Here is a 17,476-nt window from a genome sequence, read left to right as displayed (position 1 = left end):
GGGAAAGCGTCAGGCGTCACGCCACGAAATTGAGAGTGCTGGTGCAGTCCTCTTCCCGGCTGAAGCCGGTCCTACTGACACACCGCGTGCTCTTAGTGGGACTGGCTTTAGCCGGGAAAGCGTCAGGCGTCACACCGCAAATCTGAGGGTGCTCAATCCGGCGTCTTCCCGGCTGAATCCGGTCCTACTGACCGCGTGCATCTAGTGGGATCGGCCTGAGCCGGGAAAGCGTCAGGCGTCACGCTGCAAATCTGATGGTGGTCAATCCAGCGTCTTCCGGGCTGAAGCCGGTCCTACTGACCGAGTGCATCTCGTGGGACCGGCTTTAGCCGGGAAAGCGCCAGGCGTCACGCCACGAAATTGAGGGTGCTGGTGCAGGCCTCTTCCCGGCTGAAGCCGGTCCTACCGACACATCGCGTGCTCTTAGTGGGATCGGCTTTAGCCGGGAAAGCGCCAGGCGTCACGCCACGAAATTGAGGGTGTTGCTGCAGGCCTATTCCCGGCTGAAGCCGGTCCCACTGACCGCGTGCATCTAGTGGGACCGGCTTTAGCCGGGAAAGCGTCAGGCGTCACGTTGCAAATCTGATGGCGCCCAAACCGGCCTCCTCCCGGCTGAAGCCGATCCCACTAAAGCAACATGCGCTTACCGCTACACACTCCCGCCCCTACTGCTGAACGCTATACCCGCGCCCCGCATAACAACTGGCCATTGCCTGACGGTACACGCCCAGCACTTCCGGTGCTGGTTGATACGCTGCGCCCGCCGGGTCGAAATTGCTTTGCTGGACGGCGTAGCGGTAGCAGTCGTAGCGGTCCTGTTCGACCTCCTGTTGCTGCTTGCCTTCGGGCGGATACGCGACAACGTCGTAGGGATTCGCGGCCTGCTGAACGGGCTGCGGTTGTTGAGGTGAATACACCGGCTCAACATTCTGCGGAGGCTCGGCGACTACGTACTCCTGGGTGTTCTGCTCGTAGGTGTAATAAGTGCCGGCGGCGACGAAGAACAGCGCGCTGCCAAGCCAGACCTGTTGCGCGTAGTCAGGCAGGTAGCGGACACGAACACCTCGTGGGGGCTGGACGACCACATAACGTGGGCCCTGTGGGCGATACCAGTAACCGCCTGAGTAGAAGTAATCGCCGCCGCGATAAGGCACCCGCGAATAGCCGCCCGGCATGCGATCAATCTCGTAACCCGGCCGATAGCGCGGGCCCGACCCCCAGCCGTCGCCATGACCACCAGGGCGGCCGGCCTGCCAGTTGCCGTTATCGGGACGACGGTCGCCGTCGCGCCAGCGGTTGTCTCGGGGCTGGTCGCGGTAAAAGCCCTGACGTGGCTCTTGCGTCTGCACGACAGTGTCCGGCCGACCCTGAATAGGCAGGCCACCCTGACGATCCTGCAACTGACGCTGTTGTTGCTGCTGCTCTTGCTGACGGCGCTGCTGGTCCTGCATTTGCTGGCGCTGTTGCTGCTGTTGCTGCTGTTGCTGCTGCTGTTGGCGCTGATCGTCGCGCAGGTTGCGCTCGCGTTCCTGCTGCTGGCGCTGCTGATTGGCGCGCTCTTGCTGGTTCTGCTGAATCTGCCGATTTTGCTGCAGCTGTTCCTGCTGGCGCTGCTGCTGTTGTTGCTGCGCCTGCTGCTGGCGTTGTTGCTGCTGCTGACGCTGCTGATCGTCGGCAAAACCGCGCTGGTTCTCTTGCTGCTGCCGCTGCATCTCGAAGCCGCGTTGTTGCTGTTGGCGCTGCTGCTGTTGCTGCTGCTGTTGCTGCTGTTGCTGCTGTTGATTATTGTCGTCGGCGAACACCTGAGCACTGATGCTCAAGGCCAAGAGACTGACACCTGCCAAACGCCAGATGCGCATGTTCATGCTTTCCTCACTACGGCGCGGATACCTATGGGATAGGACTGCGGGTCGGATGCGCCGTTCGCCGCACTCTATCAGCGTGGCGGATGAAACTGTAGAAGCGTGCACTCCGGCCCATACGGAAATTCAGGCACAAAAAAAGAGGGCTCAACGGCCCTCTCTGGAATGCTTCGTCCTGGCTCAACGCTTTTGACGTCGGCTCACCTCGCATCGTCTTCTGGACAGTGCGTAGCCCGGTGGCCTGGTCAACCCTGTCGGGCTGGAGGCCGCGGCTGGCCTGATTCGGCGGGCCGCGCTGGACGCTGTGTCCGGGCAGTGATTCTGGTTAAAGAATAGGCTTTGCCAGCCGGCACAGGATTGCGAATGTTGCTGATGAAAACATGACTTGCGCAATAATTCACTTCAGATGAATAATCCTGCGCAATCGATTCCATTAAGGCGCCTGACATGAGCAAGCTCGACAGATATGACTTGAGTATTTTGGCCGAATTGCAGAAGGACGCGCGCATCTCCAATCAGGAGCTGGCCGAGCGCATTGGCCTGTCGCCGTCACCCTGCTCGCGCCGCGTGAAGCAGCTGGAAGACGACGGTTATATCGTGGGTCAGGTTGCGCTGCTGGACCGCAAGAAGCTGGGCCTAAGCCTGACCGCCTACGTGCTGATCGGGATGGACCGCCACACACCCGACCGCTTCGAGAATTTCGAGCAGCACATTCGCAACCTGCCGCAGGTGCTGGAGTGCAGCTTGGTGACCGGTATCGACGCCGACTACCAGTTAAAGGTTGTCGTCCCGGACATGGATCACTATCAGAAATTTCTGCTGGGCCATCTAACCCGTATCGACGGCGTGACCAGCGTGCGCTCCAGCTTCGTGCTCAATCAGGTACTGGCGAGCACCGAATTGCCGCTGGTGCATTTGCGCGGCTGAACTGCATCCGACAGGAGCACCCCATGGATCCCGCATTGTTTGAAGAATGGATGATGACCCTGTTGATCACCGCCCTGGTCGGATTTATGGGTTTCATCGTCTGGGATCTGGCAAAAAAATCCAAAGCCGGGCGCTTAGGCACCATTCTGCTGTTCAGCGTTCTGGGCCTGGGGATTTTGGCGTTTGCGATCAAAAGCGTGGTGATCGCCTACCTGGAGCAGCCGCTCTAAATCAAAGCTTCGCCGGCACTTCCCGCCATTGACCCTGATCGAGCCCTTCCAGGCTCCAGTCGCCAATCCGCACGCGCACCAAGCGCAACGTCGGCAGCCCCACCGCCGCAGTCATCCGGCGCACCTGGCGGTTGCGGCCTTCCTTGATGACCAGCTCCAGCCAGCTGGTCGGCACGCTTTTACGAAACCGAACCGGCGGGTTGCGCGGCCACAGTTCCGGCTCGTCCAGTTGCCGCGCTTGTGCCGGCAAGGTCGGGCCGTCGTTAAGCTCCACGCCATTGCGCAACCGCGTCAACTGCTCTTCAGTGGGCTCGCCCTCCACCTGCACCCAGTAGGTTTTTGCCAGCTTGTGCCTGGGGTCGGCGATGCGCGCTTGCAGTTGGCCGTCGTTGGTCAGCAGCAGCAAACCTTCGCTGTCTCGGTCCAGGCGGCCGGCCGGGTAGATGCCGGGGACGTCGATGAAGTCCTTGAGCGTCGCCCGGCCTTCGCCATCACTGAACTGGGTCAGCACATCAAAAGGCTTGTTGAACAGAATCAGCCGAGGCTCGGCGGGCGGGGCTTTGGCGACACGCCGGGGCGCGCCCGTACGATCAGGCGAAGGACGGCGGGAATCGGGACGTTGATTGCGGGGCATGGGAAACCGGTGAAAAAATGACAGAAACAGAAAGAGCCACTTTAGTGGCCCTTTCGTTGAACGCCTAGCGCCTTAACGGAATGGCGGCTCGTCGAAGCTGCGCAGCTTGCGCGAATGCAGCGAGTTGAGCTGCGTGCGCATCAGGTCCAGCGCGGCGATACCGATCTTCAAATGCTGGGTGACCGCCCGCTCATAAAACGCGTTGGCCGAGCCCGGCAGCTTGATTTCACTGTGCAGCGGCTTGTCCGAGACGCAGAGCAAGGTCCCGTAGGGCACCCGCAGGCGATAACCCTGGGCGGCAATGGTGCCGCTTTCCATGTCCACCGCAACAGCGCGGGACAGGTTGATCAGCGGCCGTTCCTGCGCCCAGCGCAGTTCCCAGTTGCGGTCGTCGTAGGTCAGGACCGTGCCGGTGCGCAGACGCTTCTTCAAATCGTCGCCGCGTTCGCCGGTGACTTGCGCGGCTGATTCTTGCAACGCCATTTGCACTTCGGCCAGCGCCGGAATCGGGATGTTCGGCGGCAGCACGCGATCAAGGATACCGTCGCGACGCATGTAGGCGTGGGCGAGCACGTAGTCGCCGATGGTCTGCGACTGACGCAGGCCACCGCAGTGACCGATCATCAGCCAGCAATGGGGACGCAGGACGGCCAGGTGATCGGTGATGTTCTTGGCGTTGGACGGGCCGACGCCGATGTTGACCAAGGTCACGCCATGGCCGTCTTCGGCGATCAGGTGATACGCCGGCATCTGATAACGATGCCAGACCACGCCGGAGACAATGGCCTGGGCTTCGCCGTAATCCATGCTTTTGTCGACAATGACGTTGCCCGGCAGGACCATCTTCACGAAGCGCGGGTCGTCGCGCAGTTTTTCCAGGCCATGCACGATGAACTGGTCGACGTAGCGGTGGTAGTTGGTCAGCAGGATCCACGGCTGAACATGGCGCCAGTCGCTGCCGGTGTAATGCACCAGACGGCGCAGCGAGAAATCCACACGCGCGGCGTCGAACAGTGCGAGCGGCAGCGGATCGGTGTTGGCCCAGTCGTACAGGCCATCGGCGATGCCATCAGTGGCCGCCGACAAATCGGTGCTCGGGAAGACGCGGGCCAGGGTCGCAGCGGTGACGCCGGTCCCGGCCAGCTCATCGCCCTGCTCGACCACGTACGGGTAAGGGATGTTCTGCTCGCTGACGCCCACTTCCACCGTCACGGTGAAGTCGTTCATCAACGGCACAAGTTGTTCGAGCAGGTATTTGCGGAACGCCGCCGGGTGGGTGACGGTGACGCTGTAGGTGCCCGGCAGTTGAACCTTGGCGTACGCACGCGTGGTCAGCGGCACTTCGCCCTGGCAGTGGTAGGTCAGGCGCAGTTCGGGGTAGCGGAACGTCAGACGCTCGGCGGCATCCGGTTCGACGCGGTCTTTCAGGTAGCGCTTGAGCGCCTGGCTCAAGGCGGTGGTTGCCCGTGCGTGCAGCTCAGCGAGCCGGTCAACGGCGTGTTCGGCAGTTTCTACGACAATGAAAGCTTCGGTCACGATGCATATCCTTCTGATCTTGCAAGCGCGTATCTTGCCTGCAACAGATGACGAAGGCACGAGTTGCCTGCGGCCGACGCAGCAATGAACGCGTCAGACCTGCGGCGATGACCGCGCGACCAGCGCCTGAACATCCACCCCGCGCGGCAAGGCGCCGTAGACACGCCCCGGCCGTTCCAAACGTCCAGCGATAAACCCGTCGCTGACCACGGCATTGCCCGCTTCCAGCAGCAGTTTTGCCTGCAGCGCGACGGCGATGTCTTCTGTGAGTTGCCGGGCGCGGTACTGAATGTCGCCGGTGTCCTGAAACGCCTCTTTCAAGCCGTGAATATGCGCGGCCAGACGCTTGTCGCCATGGCCGTCGCCAAGCTCGTCGAACAGCGCGTCCAGCACGCCGGGCTCCTTGGACAACGCGCGCAGGACGTCCAGGCATTGCACATTGCCGGAACCTTCCCACGTCGAATTGACCGGTGCCTCACGATATAGGCGCGGCAGGATGGTGTCCTCCACATACCCTGCGCCGCCCATGCATTCCGCCGCTTCGTTGATCATTGCCGGCGCGCGCTTGCAGATCCAGTATTTGCCCACCGCAGTCACCAGCCGTGCGAAACGGGCTTCGTGGCCGTCATCCAGACGCTCCAGCGAGCGCCCCATGCGCAGGCTCAAGGCGAGGGCCGCTTCGCTTTCCAGCGCCAGATCGGCGAGCACGTTTTGCATGAGTGGCTGTTCGCTGAGCAAGCGACCGCTGACGCTGCGGTGGGCGCAATGGTGCGCGGCCTGGGTCAGGGCCTGACGCATCAGTGCGCTGGAACCGGTCATGCAATCGAAGCGGGTCATGCCCACCATTTCGATGATGGTCGGCACACCGCGCCCCTCCTCGCCCACCATCCATGCCAGGGCGCCGCGGAATTCCACTTCGCTGGAGGCGTTGGACCAATTGCCCAGCTTGTTCTTCAGTCGCTGTATGTAGAACGCGTTGCGGGTGTCGTCCGGGCGATGGCGCGGCAGCAGGAAACAGGTCAGGCCCTTGTCGGTCTGCGCCAGGGTGAGGAAGGCGTCGCACATGGGCGCAGAACAAAACCACTTGTGCCCGACCAGTTCATAGGCCTGACCCGGTCCAGGCTGGCCCACGGGATAGGCCCGGGTGGTGTTGGCACGCACGTCGGTGCCGCCCTGTTTCTCGGTCATGGCCATGCCGATGGTGGCGCCGGCCTTGTGCGCGATGCCGACGTTGCGCGGGTCGTAGTGGGTGGCGAGGATCTTCGGCAGCCAGGTCTCGGCCAGGTCCGGTTGCAGGCGCAGCGCTGGCACGCTGGCGAAGGTCATGGTCAGCGGACAACCGCTGCCCGCTTCGGCCTGGGTGTGCAAATAGCTCATCGCCGCGCGGGCAACATGGGCGCCTTCGCGGGGGTCGGTCCACGGCAGCGACGGGATGCCGTGCTCTACCGCCGTCTGCATCAGTTGGTGATAGGCGGGATGAAATTCCACGAGATCGATTCGATGGCCGTAGCGATCATGGCTGGCAAACACCGGCTTGTTCTGGTTGGCGAGGAAGCCCGCTTCCATCAGCGGGCCGCCGGCCAATGCGCCATAGGCGTCGATTCGGTCCTGGGCCCAGCCGGCACCGAAGCGCCGCGACCACTCTTGCAGCGGCAGGTCGATGCGGTACAGGTTGGTGCCGTCCAGGGACGGCGGCTGATTGGTGACCTCGTGGGTTTCGGCGAACTGATGCAGGTTGATGCGCTGGTCCATGAGGCGACTCCGGTCCGGGCAGCACGCGGCGGGCGTGCAGTTGACCTAGTGAATCACGCACCCCGCCCCGGCGACAGCGCCATAGAAGACGAAATCACGGCGGTTTTGCCTTGTCGACGCATGGCCTCGCAAATCAACTGTAGGAGTGACCGGGGTGGCGCTCCTACAAGGGGAACGCGGCAACCTTCACATCCAGGCTCAGGCGGAACTGGCTGCCATTACCCGGCTCGGACTGATGGCTCAGGCGCCCGCCCTGCAATTCAATCAATTGTCGGCAAATCGCCAGGCCGATGCCCAGCCCGCCGTATTCCCGCGTCGTCGAGCCGTCCACCTGGAAGAAATTGGCGTACAGCGTTTCTTCATCAAGACGGCTGAAGCCGATGCCGGTGTCGATGACGTCGATCACCAGCCGCACGTGTTCAGCGTCTGCGCGCTGGCCATTGACGCGGACTCTAATGGACCCGGTCTTGGTGAACTTGATCGCGTTGTCCAGCAGACACTCCAGGCACTGGCGCAACTTCACGCCGTCACCTTCGAGGCTGTCCGGCAGCGTCTCGTCCAGCTCAACACTCAGCGCCAGCGCCTTGTTGCGGGCCAGCGGTTCGAAGCCGCTGCGAAGCTGAAACAGCACATGACGCAGGCTGAACGGCTCGTTGCGCACGGTGATGCGGCCCGCTTGCAGTTCAGTCAGTGTGAGAATGCCATTGACGATGCCCATCATGTTTTGCGCGGAATCGGCGGCGGTCTGGCGATACAGCTCGATCTCGCTCTGCGCCGCGTCCATCTGCATCAATTCCAGCGAACCGATCACGCCGTTCATGGGCGTGCGCAGCTCATGGGTCAGCGTGGCGAGAAACTCGTCTTTCAATCGGTTACTCACCGCCAGTTGCTGGTTGAGGGTCTCAAGCCCCTGCCGCGATTCCGCCATGATCTGCGCCTCGCGCTCGCGCATGGCGTTGATGCGGTCGGCCAGCGCCAGCGACAGTAACGCCACCTCGATCACCGAGCCGATCTGGCTGGCGTACATGGTCCAGAAGTTGTTGGGCAGATGCCCGAGGAGCATGGTCGCGTTGACCACCCCGCCGATGAGGAACGCCGACCAGCCAATAATGAAATACCGCGCGACCCGCCGCCCCTTGAACCACGCCGCCACCCCGATCAACAGCACGACCGGCGTGAACAGCAAGACCAGCCCGGTCACCAGGCGCAGCGCGACACCGTAATCCATGCTCAACGCGAGCGCCATGATCACCGCGGCGCAGACCATCATCACCAGAAGCGGCACATCCAGCCAGCGACCGAGGCTCGGCGTCTGCAGGAATCTTCGTGTGAACTGGCTGGCAAACAGGATCGCGGCGGCAATCAGAAATGTCGTTGAGGTATTGGCCCACCACGGGTTGTTCGGCCAGAAATACTCGATCGCCGCGCCGTTAACCGACACCTGATACAGGCCGAAGAAGCTGATGTAGAGGATGTAATGCAGATACGCGGTGTCACGCACGCTGAGGTAGATGAACAGGTTGTAGACCAGCATCACTGCCAGCACGCCGTAGATCATGCCGAGGATGTACAGGCGCGACGGCTGCTCTTCTATATAAGCGTGACTGGCCCACAGATTGAGCGGCGCCTGCACCGAGCCGTGACTGGCGACGCGCAGGTAAACGGTCTTGGTTTCGTGGGCGTTCAGGTTGAGATCGAACACGTAGTTGTTCTGTTTAATCTGCCGACTGGCAAACGGCAGCATGTCGCCGGTTTGCCAAGCTAGGCTGGGGCGCGCATCGCCGTCGCCGAGGTACAGATCAACGTGGTCCATGGGCGGATAGGCGAGTTCCAGTAACCAGTCGGCGGATGCGATTGGGTTGGCGGGACGATAGGTCAGTCGCACCTTGAGCCAGAAAGCGGAGCGCGAGTACCCGGCGTTGAGCGACGGACCGACGAGGGGGCGAAAACGCGCGGCGCCCTCGGGGGACGAGACTTGCTGGATGGTGGCATCGCCGGTGGGGTCTTCGAACACCTGGGTGTGGCGCCCTAATGCCAGACTGCGGGTGTTCTCATCGAAATCGACGGCGCTGGCGAACATCGGCAACAGGCAGAGGAGCGTGATCAGCACCAGACGCATGGGACACCCCCTCGTCGCTGATGACGGGCGTGAGCCGCCGTGGAGTCGTGGGTCGGCTTCACAATTCTGCGAGCGACCGTTGTATCGGTCGAGGGGGTCAGCGGGCAACGCACTTGCATTTACTCTTTTGGCGGAACAGATCAAGCGCCACAGGATAGCGATTGATAGCTCGATGACACCATCTAAATCTGTGCATTGGGTGAGACGGGTTCGTTCACCTGCAGGACTGGCTTTGGCCAGAAAATTGCCAAGCAGTACAGGCTGATCGCAATGCACCCAGTGGGACCGGCTTTAGCCGGAAGGCGCCGGATGTCTCACCGCAAAATTGATGGCGTACGCACTGGCCCATTCCCGGCTGAAGCCGGTCCTACCAAAAGCACGGCGCGCACTCAGTGGGACCGGCAAAAACTTTAGTGGTAAGCTCGCGCACCATGAATATCTATAGCTCCCGCCCTGTTGTCCTCTGTCTCTCCGGCCACGACCCCAGTGGCGGCGCCGGCTTGCAGGCAGATATCGAAGCCCTGCTCGCCCAGGGTTGCCACGCCGCTCCCGCTGTCACCGCCCTGACCGTTCAGGACACCGTGAATGTCACTGACTTTCGGGTGCTGGATCGCGAGTGGGTGCTGGCGCAAGCCAATGCCGTGCTCAACGATTCCACCGTCGCGGCGGTGAAGCTGGGGATGTTGGGCTCGCTGGAGATGGTCGACACTATCGTCGAACTGCTGGCCGCTCATCCGCATCTGCCGATGGTCTGCGATCCGGTGTTGCGTGCCGGTGGCGGTGGTCGGCTGGGCAAGGACGAGGTGGGTTATGCCATGCGCGAGCGTCTGCTGCCCCTCGCTACCATCGCCACGCCCAACCTGCCGGAAGCGCGCATCCTCGCCGAGCTCCCCGAAGGCACTGCCGACGAGTGTGCCGAGAAGCTGCTGCCGTTCTGTGAGCACTTGTTGATCACCGGCGGTCATGGCGATGAGCACGAAGTTCACAACCGTCTGTACATCCGCGGCGGGCAGTCACGCACCTTTACCTGCCAGCGCCTGCCGGGCAGTTATCACGGCTCCGGCTGCACACTGGCCAGCGCGCTGGCGGGAAGACTGGCGCTGGGTCAGGACCTGATGGGCGCTGTGCAAATCGCGCTGGACTACACTTGGCGCACGCTGCGCGATGCCGAACAGCTGGGCCGGGGACAGTTCGTTCCGCGACGCCTGCCGCTGGATTTCTGCTCGTAACGCCACGAAAAAGAGGCACCTTGATGAGATTACGTGGCTTGTATGCCGTGACCGACAGCCAGCTGTTGGCCGGCAAATTCCTGTCTTACGTCGAAGCCGCCCTCGATGGCGGTTTGACCCTGCTGCAATACCGCGACAAATCCGGTGACGAGACCCGCCGCCTGCGTGAGGCCTCGGCGCTGCTCAAGCTGTGCGAGCGCTACAAGACCCGCCTGATCATCAACGACGACGCCGAAGTGGCCGCGCGCCTGGGCGTTGGCGTGCACCTTGGGCAAACCGACGGCTCACTGCCGGACGCCCGCGCCCTGCTCGGTCACAAAGCCATTGTCGGGGCGACCTGCCACGCGCAATTGGAGCTCGCCGACAAGGCCAAGGCCGACGGCGCCACCTATGTTGCCTTCGGACGCTTCTTCAATTCCCAGACCAAACCCGGCGCGCCCACCTGCAGCCTCGACCTGCTTACTCAGGCGCGCAAACGCATCAATCTGCCGATTGCGGTGATCGGCGGCATCACCCTGGAAAACGCCGCGCCGCTGGTGGCCCACGGCGCCGATCTGCTGGCCGTCGTGCACGGGCTCTTCGGCGCGGAAACCACCCAGGAAGTCACCCGCCGCGCCCGCGCCTTCAACGATTTGTTCAAGCCCGCCTGATTCTTGATCACGCCGGTTACGCACTCATTCATTTCCGATTCAAACAGAGACCTCATCATGTCCCGTTCTGAAACCCTCTTCGCCAACGCCCAGAAACACATCCCCGGCGGCGTCAACTCGCCGGTCCGCGCCTTCAAAAGCGTCGGTGGCACGCCGCTGTTCTTCAAACACGCGGTGGGCGCGTACGTCACCGACGAAGACGACAAGCGCTATGTCGATTACGTCGGCTCGTGGGGCCCGATGATTCTGGGTCACAGCCATCCGGACGTGCTGGATGCCGTGCGCAAGCAGTTGGAGCACGGGCTGTCGTACGGCGCGCCGACTGCGATGGAAACCGAGATGGCCGATCTGGTCTGCTCGATCGTGCCGTCGATGGAAATGGTACGCATGGTCAGCTCCGGCACCGAAGCGACCATGAGCGCGATCCGCCTGGCCCGAGGTTTTACCGGCCGGGACAGCATTATCAAATTCGAAGGCTGCTACCACGGCCACTCCGACAGCCTGCTGGTGAAAGCCGGCTCGGGCGCGCTGACCCTGGGCGTGCCGAGTTCGCCCGGCGTCCCGGCGGCGTTCGCCAAGCACACGCTGACCCTGCCGTTCAACGACATCGAAGCGGTCAAGACGATGCTGGCTGACGTCGGCCAGGAAGTGGCGTGCATCATCGTCGAGCCGGTGGCCGGCAACATGAACTGCGTGCCGCCTGCGCCGGGTTTCCTGCAAGGTCTGCGCGAGGCCTGCGACGAGCACGGCGTGGTGCTGATTTTTGATGAAGTGATGACCGGTTTCCGCGTCGCCCTCGGCGGGGCGCAGGCCTATTACGGCGTGAAGCCGGACCTGAGCACGTTCGGCAAGATCATCGGCGGCGGCATGCCGGTCGGCTGTTTCGGCGGCAAGCGCGAAATCATGTCGCACATCGCGCCGCTGGGCCCGGTGTATCAGGCCGGCACGCTGTCGGGTAATCCGCTGGCGATGGCAGCGGGCCTGACAACGCTGCGCCTGATCAGCCGTCCGGGTTTCCACGACGAACTGAGCGCCTTCACCACGCGCCTGCTGGAAGGCCTGCAACAGCGCGCCGACGCCGCCGGCATCCCGTTCGTGACCACACAGGCGGGCGGCATGTTCGGCCTGTACTTCAGCGACGCCAAAGAAATCGTCACCTTCCAGGACGTAATGACCAGCGACGCCAATCGCTTCAAGCAGTTCTTCCACCTGATGCTGGAAGGCGGCGTGTACCTGGCGCCGAGCGCGTTCGAAGCGGGCTTCACCTCAATCGCCCACGGCGACGCGGAGTTGCAGCAGACGCTGGATGCGGCCGAAAAGGCCTTCGCTCAACTGAAATGATGGGCTTAGCGGGCGGAACGGAGTCCGCCCGCCTACCTGCAGCCTGCTCAACCTCCCTGAATTCAGGGTAATCAAGCCCGCGCAGCAGAAAATCAGTAAAGACTTTGTAAGGTTGCCCCCGCTTATTTCATAATGCGCAGCCAGCACGTTTCGCTGGACGGGCATGCCCGCACCTTTTTCAGAGGTAAGTCGACTTCCATGAATCGCACCGGCCGCGCCCTTGCATTGGGCTGCCTGTTGCTTCTTCATCCCCTGCTGGCAAATGCAGGTGGCAACTCGTTGTTGATCCCGGCGGTGGGTCGTTGCACCCTCAATACCCAGCCAGACAACCTGCCAGCAGCGTTGTCCGCTTGTCAGCAGGCGGCTCAGGATGGGGATGCGCAGGCGCAATACGAGTTAGGGGAGTTCTACTACGAGGGCAAAGGTGCGCCGCGCGATCTGCCCCAGGCGCTCAACTATTTCGAAAAAGCTTCGTTGCAAGGACATGCTCAGGCGCAGTACCAACTGGGCTTGATGTTCTTTCGTGGCGAAGGGGTGCAGGCCAATAACATTCAGGCGTACATCGTGCTGAAGATGGCGGCGGTCAACGGTTCGGAAGATGCGCTGGATCAGGCGGATGAAGTGTCCGCGCAGATGAAGCGCGAAGATCTGGAAGTGGCCACCCAAGTGCTCGGGCAGATCTTCCGCAAATACCTGCTGGAGCTGCAGACCGCTGAAGGACGCACACCGTTTGCGCCCTTCCCTGACGACAGCGCCAAGCCTTAACCGGGATTACTTGTCCGGCATCGGCATCGGAAACGGCATGACGTTGCCGGTCTGACGCGCTTCGGAAATCTTCGCGGTGCCCATCCGCTCCACTTCATCGATCCGCACGATCGAGTGCATCGGCACAAAGCTGCGCACAACGCCGTCGAACTGCGCTTTGAGTTTCTCTTCGCTAGGGTCGACCACAACGGTGGTGCGCTCGCCGAAGACGAATTCTTCCACTTCCAGAAAACCCCACAGATCGCTCTGATAGATCTGTTTGGCGTACATCTCGAACACCTGTCCCTGGTTGAGAAAAATCACCTTGTAGATTGGAGCTTCGCGTTTGGTCATAACAGGCAGGCAGTGATCAGCGTTTTGAAAAGGGCGCGAACTATAGCATGCCGCTGGTTAGACGACGCTAGGAAGCCGGGGCCCGCATCCCTATAATGCGCGGTTCTTTGAATCACCTGATGAACCCCCGCATGGCCAAGAAGCTTTACATCGAAACCCACGGTTGCCAGATGAACGAGTACGACAGCTCGCGCATGGTCGATCTGCTGGGCGAACATCAAGCACTGGAAGTCACCGCACGGGCGGAAGACGCTGACGTCATCCTGCTCAACACCTGCTCGATTCGCGAGCGGGCGCAGGACCGGGTGTACTCCCAGCTTGGCCGCTGGCGCGAATTGAAGCTGGCAAATCCGGAAATGGTCATCGCCGTCGGTGGCTGCGTGGCGAGTCAGGAAGGCGCGGCCATCCGCGATCGCGCGCCGTACGTCGACGTGGTGTTCGGCCCGCAGACCCTGCACCGTCTGCCGGAAATGATCGACGCGGCGCGCATCACTCGCCTGCCCCAGGTCGACGTCTCGTTCCCCGAAATCGAAAAATTCGACCATTTGCCCGAGCCGCGTGTCGATGGCCCGAGCGCTTATGTGTCGGTGATGGAAGGTTGCAGCAAGTACTGCACGTTCTGCGTGGTGCCGTACACCCGTGGCGAAGAAGTCAGCCGGCCGTTCGACGACGTCATCAACGAGGTGCTTCATCTGGCCGAGAACGGCGTGCGTGAAGTGACCCTGCTGGGCCAGAACGTCAACGGCTACCGTGGCACGACCCACGACGGACGCCTTGCTGATCTGGCCGAACTGATCCGGGTGGTTGCCGCCATCGACGGCATCGACCGCATTCGCTACACCACCTCGCACCCGCTGGAATTCTCCGACAGCCTGATACAGGCCCACGCGGAAGTCCCGGAGCTGGTGAAGCATCTGCACTTGCCCGTGCAATCAGGTTCCGACCGGATTCTCGCGGCGATGAAGCGTAATCACACCGTACTCGAGTACAAGTCACGCCTGCGCAAGTTGCGCGCGGCGGTGCCGGACATCTGCATCAGCTCCGACTTCATCGTCGGCTTCCCGGGCGAAACCGAGAAGGATCACCTGCAAACCATGAAGTTGGTGGAAGACGTCGGCATGGATTTCTCCTACTCCTTCGTTTACAGCGCGCGCCCCGGCACACCCGCGGCCGATCTGGCCGACGACACTTCAGAAGAGGTGAAGAAAGAGCGTCTCAAGCAGCTGCAGGACCTGATCAACCGTCAGGGCCTGGACATCAGCCGCAAGATGGCCGGCACAGTGCAGCGCATTCTGGTCACCGATTACTCGAAGAAGGACCCCGGCGAACTGCAGGGCCGTACCGAGAACAACCGCATCGTCAATTTCCGCTGCGACAACCCCCGGCTGATCGGCCAGTTCGCTGATGTCTATATCGACAGCGCCCAACCTCACTCGCTGCGCGGGTCGTTGTTGCAATAAGCCAAAGCGCCCCAATGTAATCGCCACGCATGAGTGTTTGTGCGCAGGCCCGGGCGCTGAATCAGGTGCCGGACAGCAGCCATACGTCGGCTGCACCGGCGCGCGATTCAGTTCGCAAGTCCGGCAGGCTGTCTGTTAGAGGGCACCCTGCCGGGTGTCTGCGCACCTCATTTATCCATTCGTGAGTGAACCCTTCCGGACACTGCCTGCAGGGGTTATCCTTCACGTCACTTCACATTGCCGTCGGGCGGCCCAAAACCACTTTGAACGCACCTATCGAACCACATCGCTTCAGCCTCGAACCTATCGAGGCTCACCGCTTCGCCAATCTGTGCGGGCAATTCGACGAGCACCTGCGCTTGATCGAACAGCGCCTGAACATCGAGATCCGCAATCGCGGAGCCCAGTTCGAGATGATCGGCGAGCGCAAACAAACCACCTCGGCAGAAAACCTGCTGCGCCGGCTGTATCGGGAAACGAAAGCGACCGAACTGTCCCCGGACATGGTTCATCTGTTCCTGCAGGAGTCCGGCGTCGAAGAGCTGGACAACCACCCTGCTGCCGAAGTCGGCGTCGCTTTGCGTACCAAGAAAGGCATGATTCGCCCGCGTGGCTTGAATCAGCAGCGGTACGTGAAGGAAATCCTCGCCAACGACATCAACTTCGGCATCGGTCCGGCCGGTACCGGCAAGACCTATCTGGCGGTGGCCGCTGCGGTGGATGCGCTTGAGCGCGAAACCATCCGCCGCATCCTGCTGGTGCGTCCTGCCGTAGAAGCGGGCGAAAAGCTCGGCTTCCTGCCCGGTGATCTGTCCCAGAAAATCGACCCGTACCTGCGCCCGCTGTATGACGCGCTGTACGAAATGCTCGGCTTCGAATACGTCGCCAAGCTGATCGAGAAGCAGGTGATCGAAGTCGCGCCGCTGGCTTATATGCGCGGTCGCACCCTTAATAACAGCTTCATCATTCTCGACGAGAGTCAGAACACCACCGTCGAGCAGATGAAAATGTTCCTGACCCGTATCGGTTTCGGCTCCACGGCCGTGATCACCGGTGACGTCACCCAGATCGATCTGCCCAAGGGCACGAAATCCGGGCTGAACCACGTCATCGACGTGCTCAAGGACGTGCCGGGCATCAGCTTCACCCACTTCAAGCCCAAGGACGTCGTGCGCCATCCGCTGGTGCAGCGCATCGTCGAAGCGTACGAGCGCTACGAAGAACGCAACGACAACCCGGCCGTTCCCCAGGCTTCACGGGACACTCGCCGCGATGCTTGAGCTGGATCTGCAACGTGCGAGCGAAGCCAGCGCCCCAAGCGAAGCTCAGTTCCGCCTCTGGTGTGAAATGGGCCTGCGCCAGCGCTCGGCTGACTCCGAACTGACCGTTCGCCTCGTCGACGAAGCCGAAGGCCGAGAGCTGAACAACACGTGGAGGCACAAGGATTACGCCACCAACGTGCTGTCGTTTCCTGCCGACGTCCCCGACGAGATGCTGGACATTCCGCTGTTGGGCGATCTGGTCATCTGTGTGCCTGTCGTCACCCGTGAAGCCGCTGAACAAGGCAAGTCACCGGACGCCCATTGGGCGCATCTGGTCATTCACGGCTGTCTGCATCTGTTGGGCTACGATCACATCGATGATGACGAAGCCGAAGAGATGGAAGCGCTGGAACGGGAGTTGCTTGCAGAGCTTGGCTATCCGGATCCTTACGCCGACGACGAAACCGTCAACACCCCGCATTCCGACACACCCCATTTAGAAACATCAGCCAAGGACCACGAGTAAGGGCTATGAGCGAAGACCGATCGAGCAACGGGCAAAAGTCATGGTTGGGCAAACTGACCCAGGCATTTGCCCATGAGCCGAAAAACCGTCAGGAGCTGCTGGAGCTGCTGCGCGAAGCCCATCAGAACAAGCTGCTGGACAGTGAAGCGCTGGCCATCGTCGAAGGTGCCATCCAGGTCGCGGACCTGCAGGTCCGCGACATCATGGTGCCGCGTTCGCAGATGATCAGCATCAAGGCCAGCCAGACCCCACGCGAGTTTCTGCCAGCCGTGATCGACTCGGCGCATTCGCGCTACCCGGTCATCGGCGAAAGCCACGATGACGTGCTGGGTGTATTGCTCGCCAAGGACCTGCTGCCGCTGATTCTCAAGGAAGACGGTGGCAGCGGCGACGTGAAAAGCCTGCTGCGCCCGGCGACCTTCGTCCCTGAGTCCAAGCGCCTGAACGTGCTGTTGCGGGAATTCCGCGCCAACCACAATCACATGGCCATCGTCATCGACGAATACGGCGGCGTGGCGGGTCTGGTGACCATCGAAGACGTGCTTGAGCAAATCGTCGGCGACATCGAAGACGAGCACGACGTCGAGGAAGACAGCTACATCAAGCCGCTGCCCAGTGGCGACTTCCTGGTCAAGGCGCTGACCCCGATCGAGAGCTTCAACGAGTTCTTCGACAGCGGGTTCTCCGATGACGAATTCGACACCGTGGGCGGTCTGGTGATGAATGCGTTCGGGCATCTGCCCAAGCGTAATGAAATCACCGAAATCGGCGCGTACCGTTTCCGCATCCTGAATGCCGACAGCCGTCGTATTCACTTGCTGCGCCTGAGCCCGATCAACCGCACGTAACG

General features: G+C 61.7%; 17 protein-coding genes. 11 read left to right on the top strand and 6 right to left on the bottom strand.

Annotated features, from left to right (window positions below):
• Window positions 1-665: 665 nt before the first annotated feature.
• Window positions 666-1,349, bottom strand: coding sequence for a DUF6515 family protein (locus AC3ISG_RS02980; protein ID WP_489298469.1), 684 nt, complete (start codon window positions 1,347-1,349; stop codon window positions 666-668).
• On the opposite strand from AC3ISG_RS02980, the gene AC3ISG_RS02975 reads away from it, so the two are divergent.
• The 3 genes from AC3ISG_RS02975 (at window position 1,338) to AC3ISG_RS02965 (ending at window position 3,019) form a co-directional block, all read left to right on the top strand.
• Window positions 1,338-1,901 carry a hypothetical protein gene (locus AC3ISG_RS02975; RefSeq protein ID WP_489298468.1) on the top strand — a complete coding sequence of 188 codons (564 nt, stop codon included), beginning with the start codon at window positions 1,338-1,340 and terminating at the stop codon, window positions 1,899-1,901. The genes AC3ISG_RS02980 and AC3ISG_RS02975 overlap by 12 nt on opposite strands.
• A gap of 408 nt (window positions 1,902-2,309) precedes the next feature.
• On the top strand, window positions 2,310-2,789 hold the full coding sequence (locus tag AC3ISG_RS02970) for an Lrp/AsnC family transcriptional regulator (protein WP_074893299.1): 480 nt from the start codon (window positions 2,310-2,312) through the stop codon (window positions 2,787-2,789).
• Window positions 2,790-2,812: 23 nt separating this feature from the next.
• Window positions 2,813-3,019 (top strand): DUF2788 domain-containing protein, encoded by a 207-nt coding sequence (locus AC3ISG_RS02965; protein ID WP_489298467.1) that lies wholly within the window; start codon window positions 2,813-2,815, stop codon window positions 3,017-3,019.
• Window position 3,020: 1 nt separating this feature from the next.
• Here AC3ISG_RS02965 and AC3ISG_RS02960 read toward each other — a convergent pair whose 3' ends face one another.
• From AC3ISG_RS02960 to AC3ISG_RS02945, 4 genes are all read right to left on the bottom strand, one after another.
• A complete protein-coding gene (locus AC3ISG_RS02960; RefSeq protein ID WP_122624014.1) occupies window positions 3,021-3,653 on the bottom strand; it encodes an rRNA large subunit pseudouridine synthase E in 633 nt (210 codons plus the stop codon).
• A 72-nt stretch (window positions 3,654-3,725) separates the two neighbouring features.
• Window positions 3,726-5,189, bottom strand: a complete 1,464-nt coding sequence (gene amn / locus AC3ISG_RS02955; RefSeq protein WP_122536909.1) for an AMP nucleosidase — start codon at window positions 5,187-5,189, stop codon at window positions 3,726-3,728.
• 93 nt (window positions 5,190-5,282) lie between these two features.
• Window positions 5,283-6,929 carry an acyl-CoA dehydrogenase family protein gene (locus AC3ISG_RS02950; protein ID WP_489299446.1) on the bottom strand — a complete coding sequence of 549 codons (1,647 nt, stop codon included), beginning with the start codon at window positions 6,927-6,929 and terminating at the stop codon, window positions 5,283-5,285.
• A gap of 175 nt (window positions 6,930-7,104) precedes the next feature.
• Complete coding sequence (locus tag AC3ISG_RS02945; protein ID WP_489298466.1) at window positions 7,105-9,060, bottom strand: sensor histidine kinase; 1,956 nt, start codon at window positions 9,058-9,060, stop codon at window positions 7,105-7,107.
• Between the two features lie 431 nt (window positions 9,061-9,491).
• Here AC3ISG_RS02945 and AC3ISG_RS02940 point away from each other — a divergent pair, with 431 nt between their 5' ends.
• The 4 genes from AC3ISG_RS02940 (at window position 9,492) to AC3ISG_RS02925 (ending at window position 13,045) form a co-directional block, all read left to right on the top strand.
• Window positions 9,492-10,289 carry a hydroxymethylpyrimidine/phosphomethylpyrimidine kinase gene (locus AC3ISG_RS02940; protein WP_489298465.1) on the top strand — a complete coding sequence of 266 codons (798 nt, stop codon included), beginning with the start codon at window positions 9,492-9,494 and terminating at the stop codon, window positions 10,287-10,289.
• Window positions 10,290-10,312: 23 nt separating this feature from the next.
• Complete coding sequence (thiE, locus tag AC3ISG_RS02935; RefSeq protein ID WP_122536906.1) at window positions 10,313-10,939, top strand: thiamine phosphate synthase; 627 nt, start codon at window positions 10,313-10,315, stop codon at window positions 10,937-10,939.
• A 57-nt stretch (window positions 10,940-10,996) separates the two neighbouring features.
• Window positions 10,997-12,280: a glutamate-1-semialdehyde 2,1-aminomutase gene (gene hemL / locus AC3ISG_RS02930; RefSeq protein ID WP_122536905.1), complete on the top strand. Its 1,284-nt coding sequence runs from the start codon at window positions 10,997-10,999 to the stop codon at window positions 12,278-12,280.
• 198 nt (window positions 12,281-12,478) lie between these two features.
• Entirely contained in the window at window positions 12,479-13,045 is a 567-nt protein-coding gene (locus tag AC3ISG_RS02925; RefSeq protein WP_122536990.1) for a tetratricopeptide repeat protein, read from the top strand.
• A gap of 6 nt (window positions 13,046-13,051) precedes the next feature.
• On the opposite strand, the gene AC3ISG_RS02920 is transcribed toward AC3ISG_RS02925, so the two are convergent.
• Window positions 13,052-13,378, bottom strand: coding sequence for a DUF1820 family protein (locus AC3ISG_RS02920; protein ID WP_081569306.1), 327 nt, complete (start codon window positions 13,376-13,378; stop codon window positions 13,052-13,054).
• Window positions 13,379-13,509: 131 nt separating this feature from the next.
• Between AC3ISG_RS02920 and miaB the strand changes: the two genes are divergently transcribed.
• The 4 genes from miaB to AC3ISG_RS02900 all read left to right on the top strand — a co-directional run bounded on the left by miaB (window position 13,510) and on the right by AC3ISG_RS02900 (window position 17,474).
• On the top strand, window positions 13,510-14,838 hold the full coding sequence (miaB, locus tag AC3ISG_RS02915) for a tRNA (N6-isopentenyl adenosine(37)-C2)-methylthiotransferase MiaB (protein WP_346631221.1): 1,329 nt from the start codon (window positions 13,510-13,512) through the stop codon (window positions 14,836-14,838).
• Between the two features lie 263 nt (window positions 14,839-15,101).
• The gene (locus AC3ISG_RS02910) at window positions 15,102-16,118 is read left to right on the top strand and encodes a PhoH family protein (protein ID WP_489298464.1); all 1,017 of its coding nucleotides are present in this window, start codon (window positions 15,102-15,104) and stop codon (window positions 16,116-16,118) included.
• A complete protein-coding gene (gene ybeY / locus AC3ISG_RS02905) occupies window positions 16,111-16,626 on the top strand; it encodes an rRNA maturation RNase YbeY (protein WP_489298463.1) in 516 nt (171 codons plus the stop codon). Before AC3ISG_RS02910 ends, ybeY begins: the two co-directional genes overlap by 8 nt.
• A 5-nt stretch (window positions 16,627-16,631) precedes the next feature.
• Window positions 16,632-17,474: a CorC family transporter gene (locus AC3ISG_RS02900; RefSeq protein WP_065988361.1), complete on the top strand. Its 843-nt coding sequence runs from the start codon at window positions 16,632-16,634 to the stop codon at window positions 17,472-17,474.
• Window positions 17,475-17,476: the final 2 nt, after the last annotated feature.

Source organism: Pseudomonas sp. GL_135 (assembly GCF_057834665.1).
The sequence above is the reverse complement of the archived record's forward strand: the minus strand, read 5'-3'. Positions and strand labels throughout refer to the sequence as shown.

What these genes read in the sequence shown, in the direction of transcription:
- AC3ISG_RS02970 (WP_074893299.1), top strand. Translation starts at nt 2,310, where the DNA reads ATGAGCAAGCTCGACAGATATGACTTGAGTATTTTGGCCGAATTGCAG.
- AC3ISG_RS02965 (WP_489298467.1), top strand. Translation starts at nt 2,813, where the DNA reads ATGGATCCCGCATTGTTTGAAGAATGGATGATGACCCTGTTGATCACC.
- AC3ISG_RS02960 (WP_122624014.1), bottom strand. Translation starts at nt 3,653, where the DNA reads ATGCCCCGCAATCAACGTCCCGATTCCCGCCGTCCTTCGCCTGATCGT.
- AC3ISG_RS02945 (WP_489298466.1), bottom strand. Translation starts at nt 9,060, where the DNA reads ATGCGTCTGGTGCTGATCACGCTCCTCTGCCTGTTGCCGATGTTCGCC.
- AC3ISG_RS02940 (WP_489298465.1), top strand. Translation starts at nt 9,492, where the DNA reads ATGAATATCTATAGCTCCCGCCCTGTTGTCCTCTGTCTCTCCGGCCAC.
- thiE (WP_122536906.1), top strand. Translation starts at nt 10,313, where the DNA reads ATGAGATTACGTGGCTTGTATGCCGTGACCGACAGCCAGCTGTTGGCC.
- hemL (WP_122536905.1), top strand. Translation starts at nt 10,997, where the DNA reads ATGTCCCGTTCTGAAACCCTCTTCGCCAACGCCCAGAAACACATCCCC.
- AC3ISG_RS02925 (WP_122536990.1), top strand. Translation starts at nt 12,479, where the DNA reads ATGAATCGCACCGGCCGCGCCCTTGCATTGGGCTGCCTGTTGCTTCTT.
- AC3ISG_RS02920 (WP_081569306.1), bottom strand. Translation starts at nt 13,378, where the DNA reads ATGACCAAACGCGAAGCTCCAATCTACAAGGTGATTTTTCTCAACCAG.
- miaB (WP_346631221.1), top strand. Translation starts at nt 13,510, where the DNA reads ATGGCCAAGAAGCTTTACATCGAAACCCACGGTTGCCAGATGAACGAG.
- ybeY (WP_489298463.1), top strand. Translation starts at nt 16,111, where the DNA reads ATGCTTGAGCTGGATCTGCAACGTGCGAGCGAAGCCAGCGCCCCAAGC.
- AC3ISG_RS02900 (WP_065988361.1), top strand. Translation starts at nt 16,632, where the DNA reads ATGAGCGAAGACCGATCGAGCAACGGGCAAAAGTCATGGTTGGGCAAA.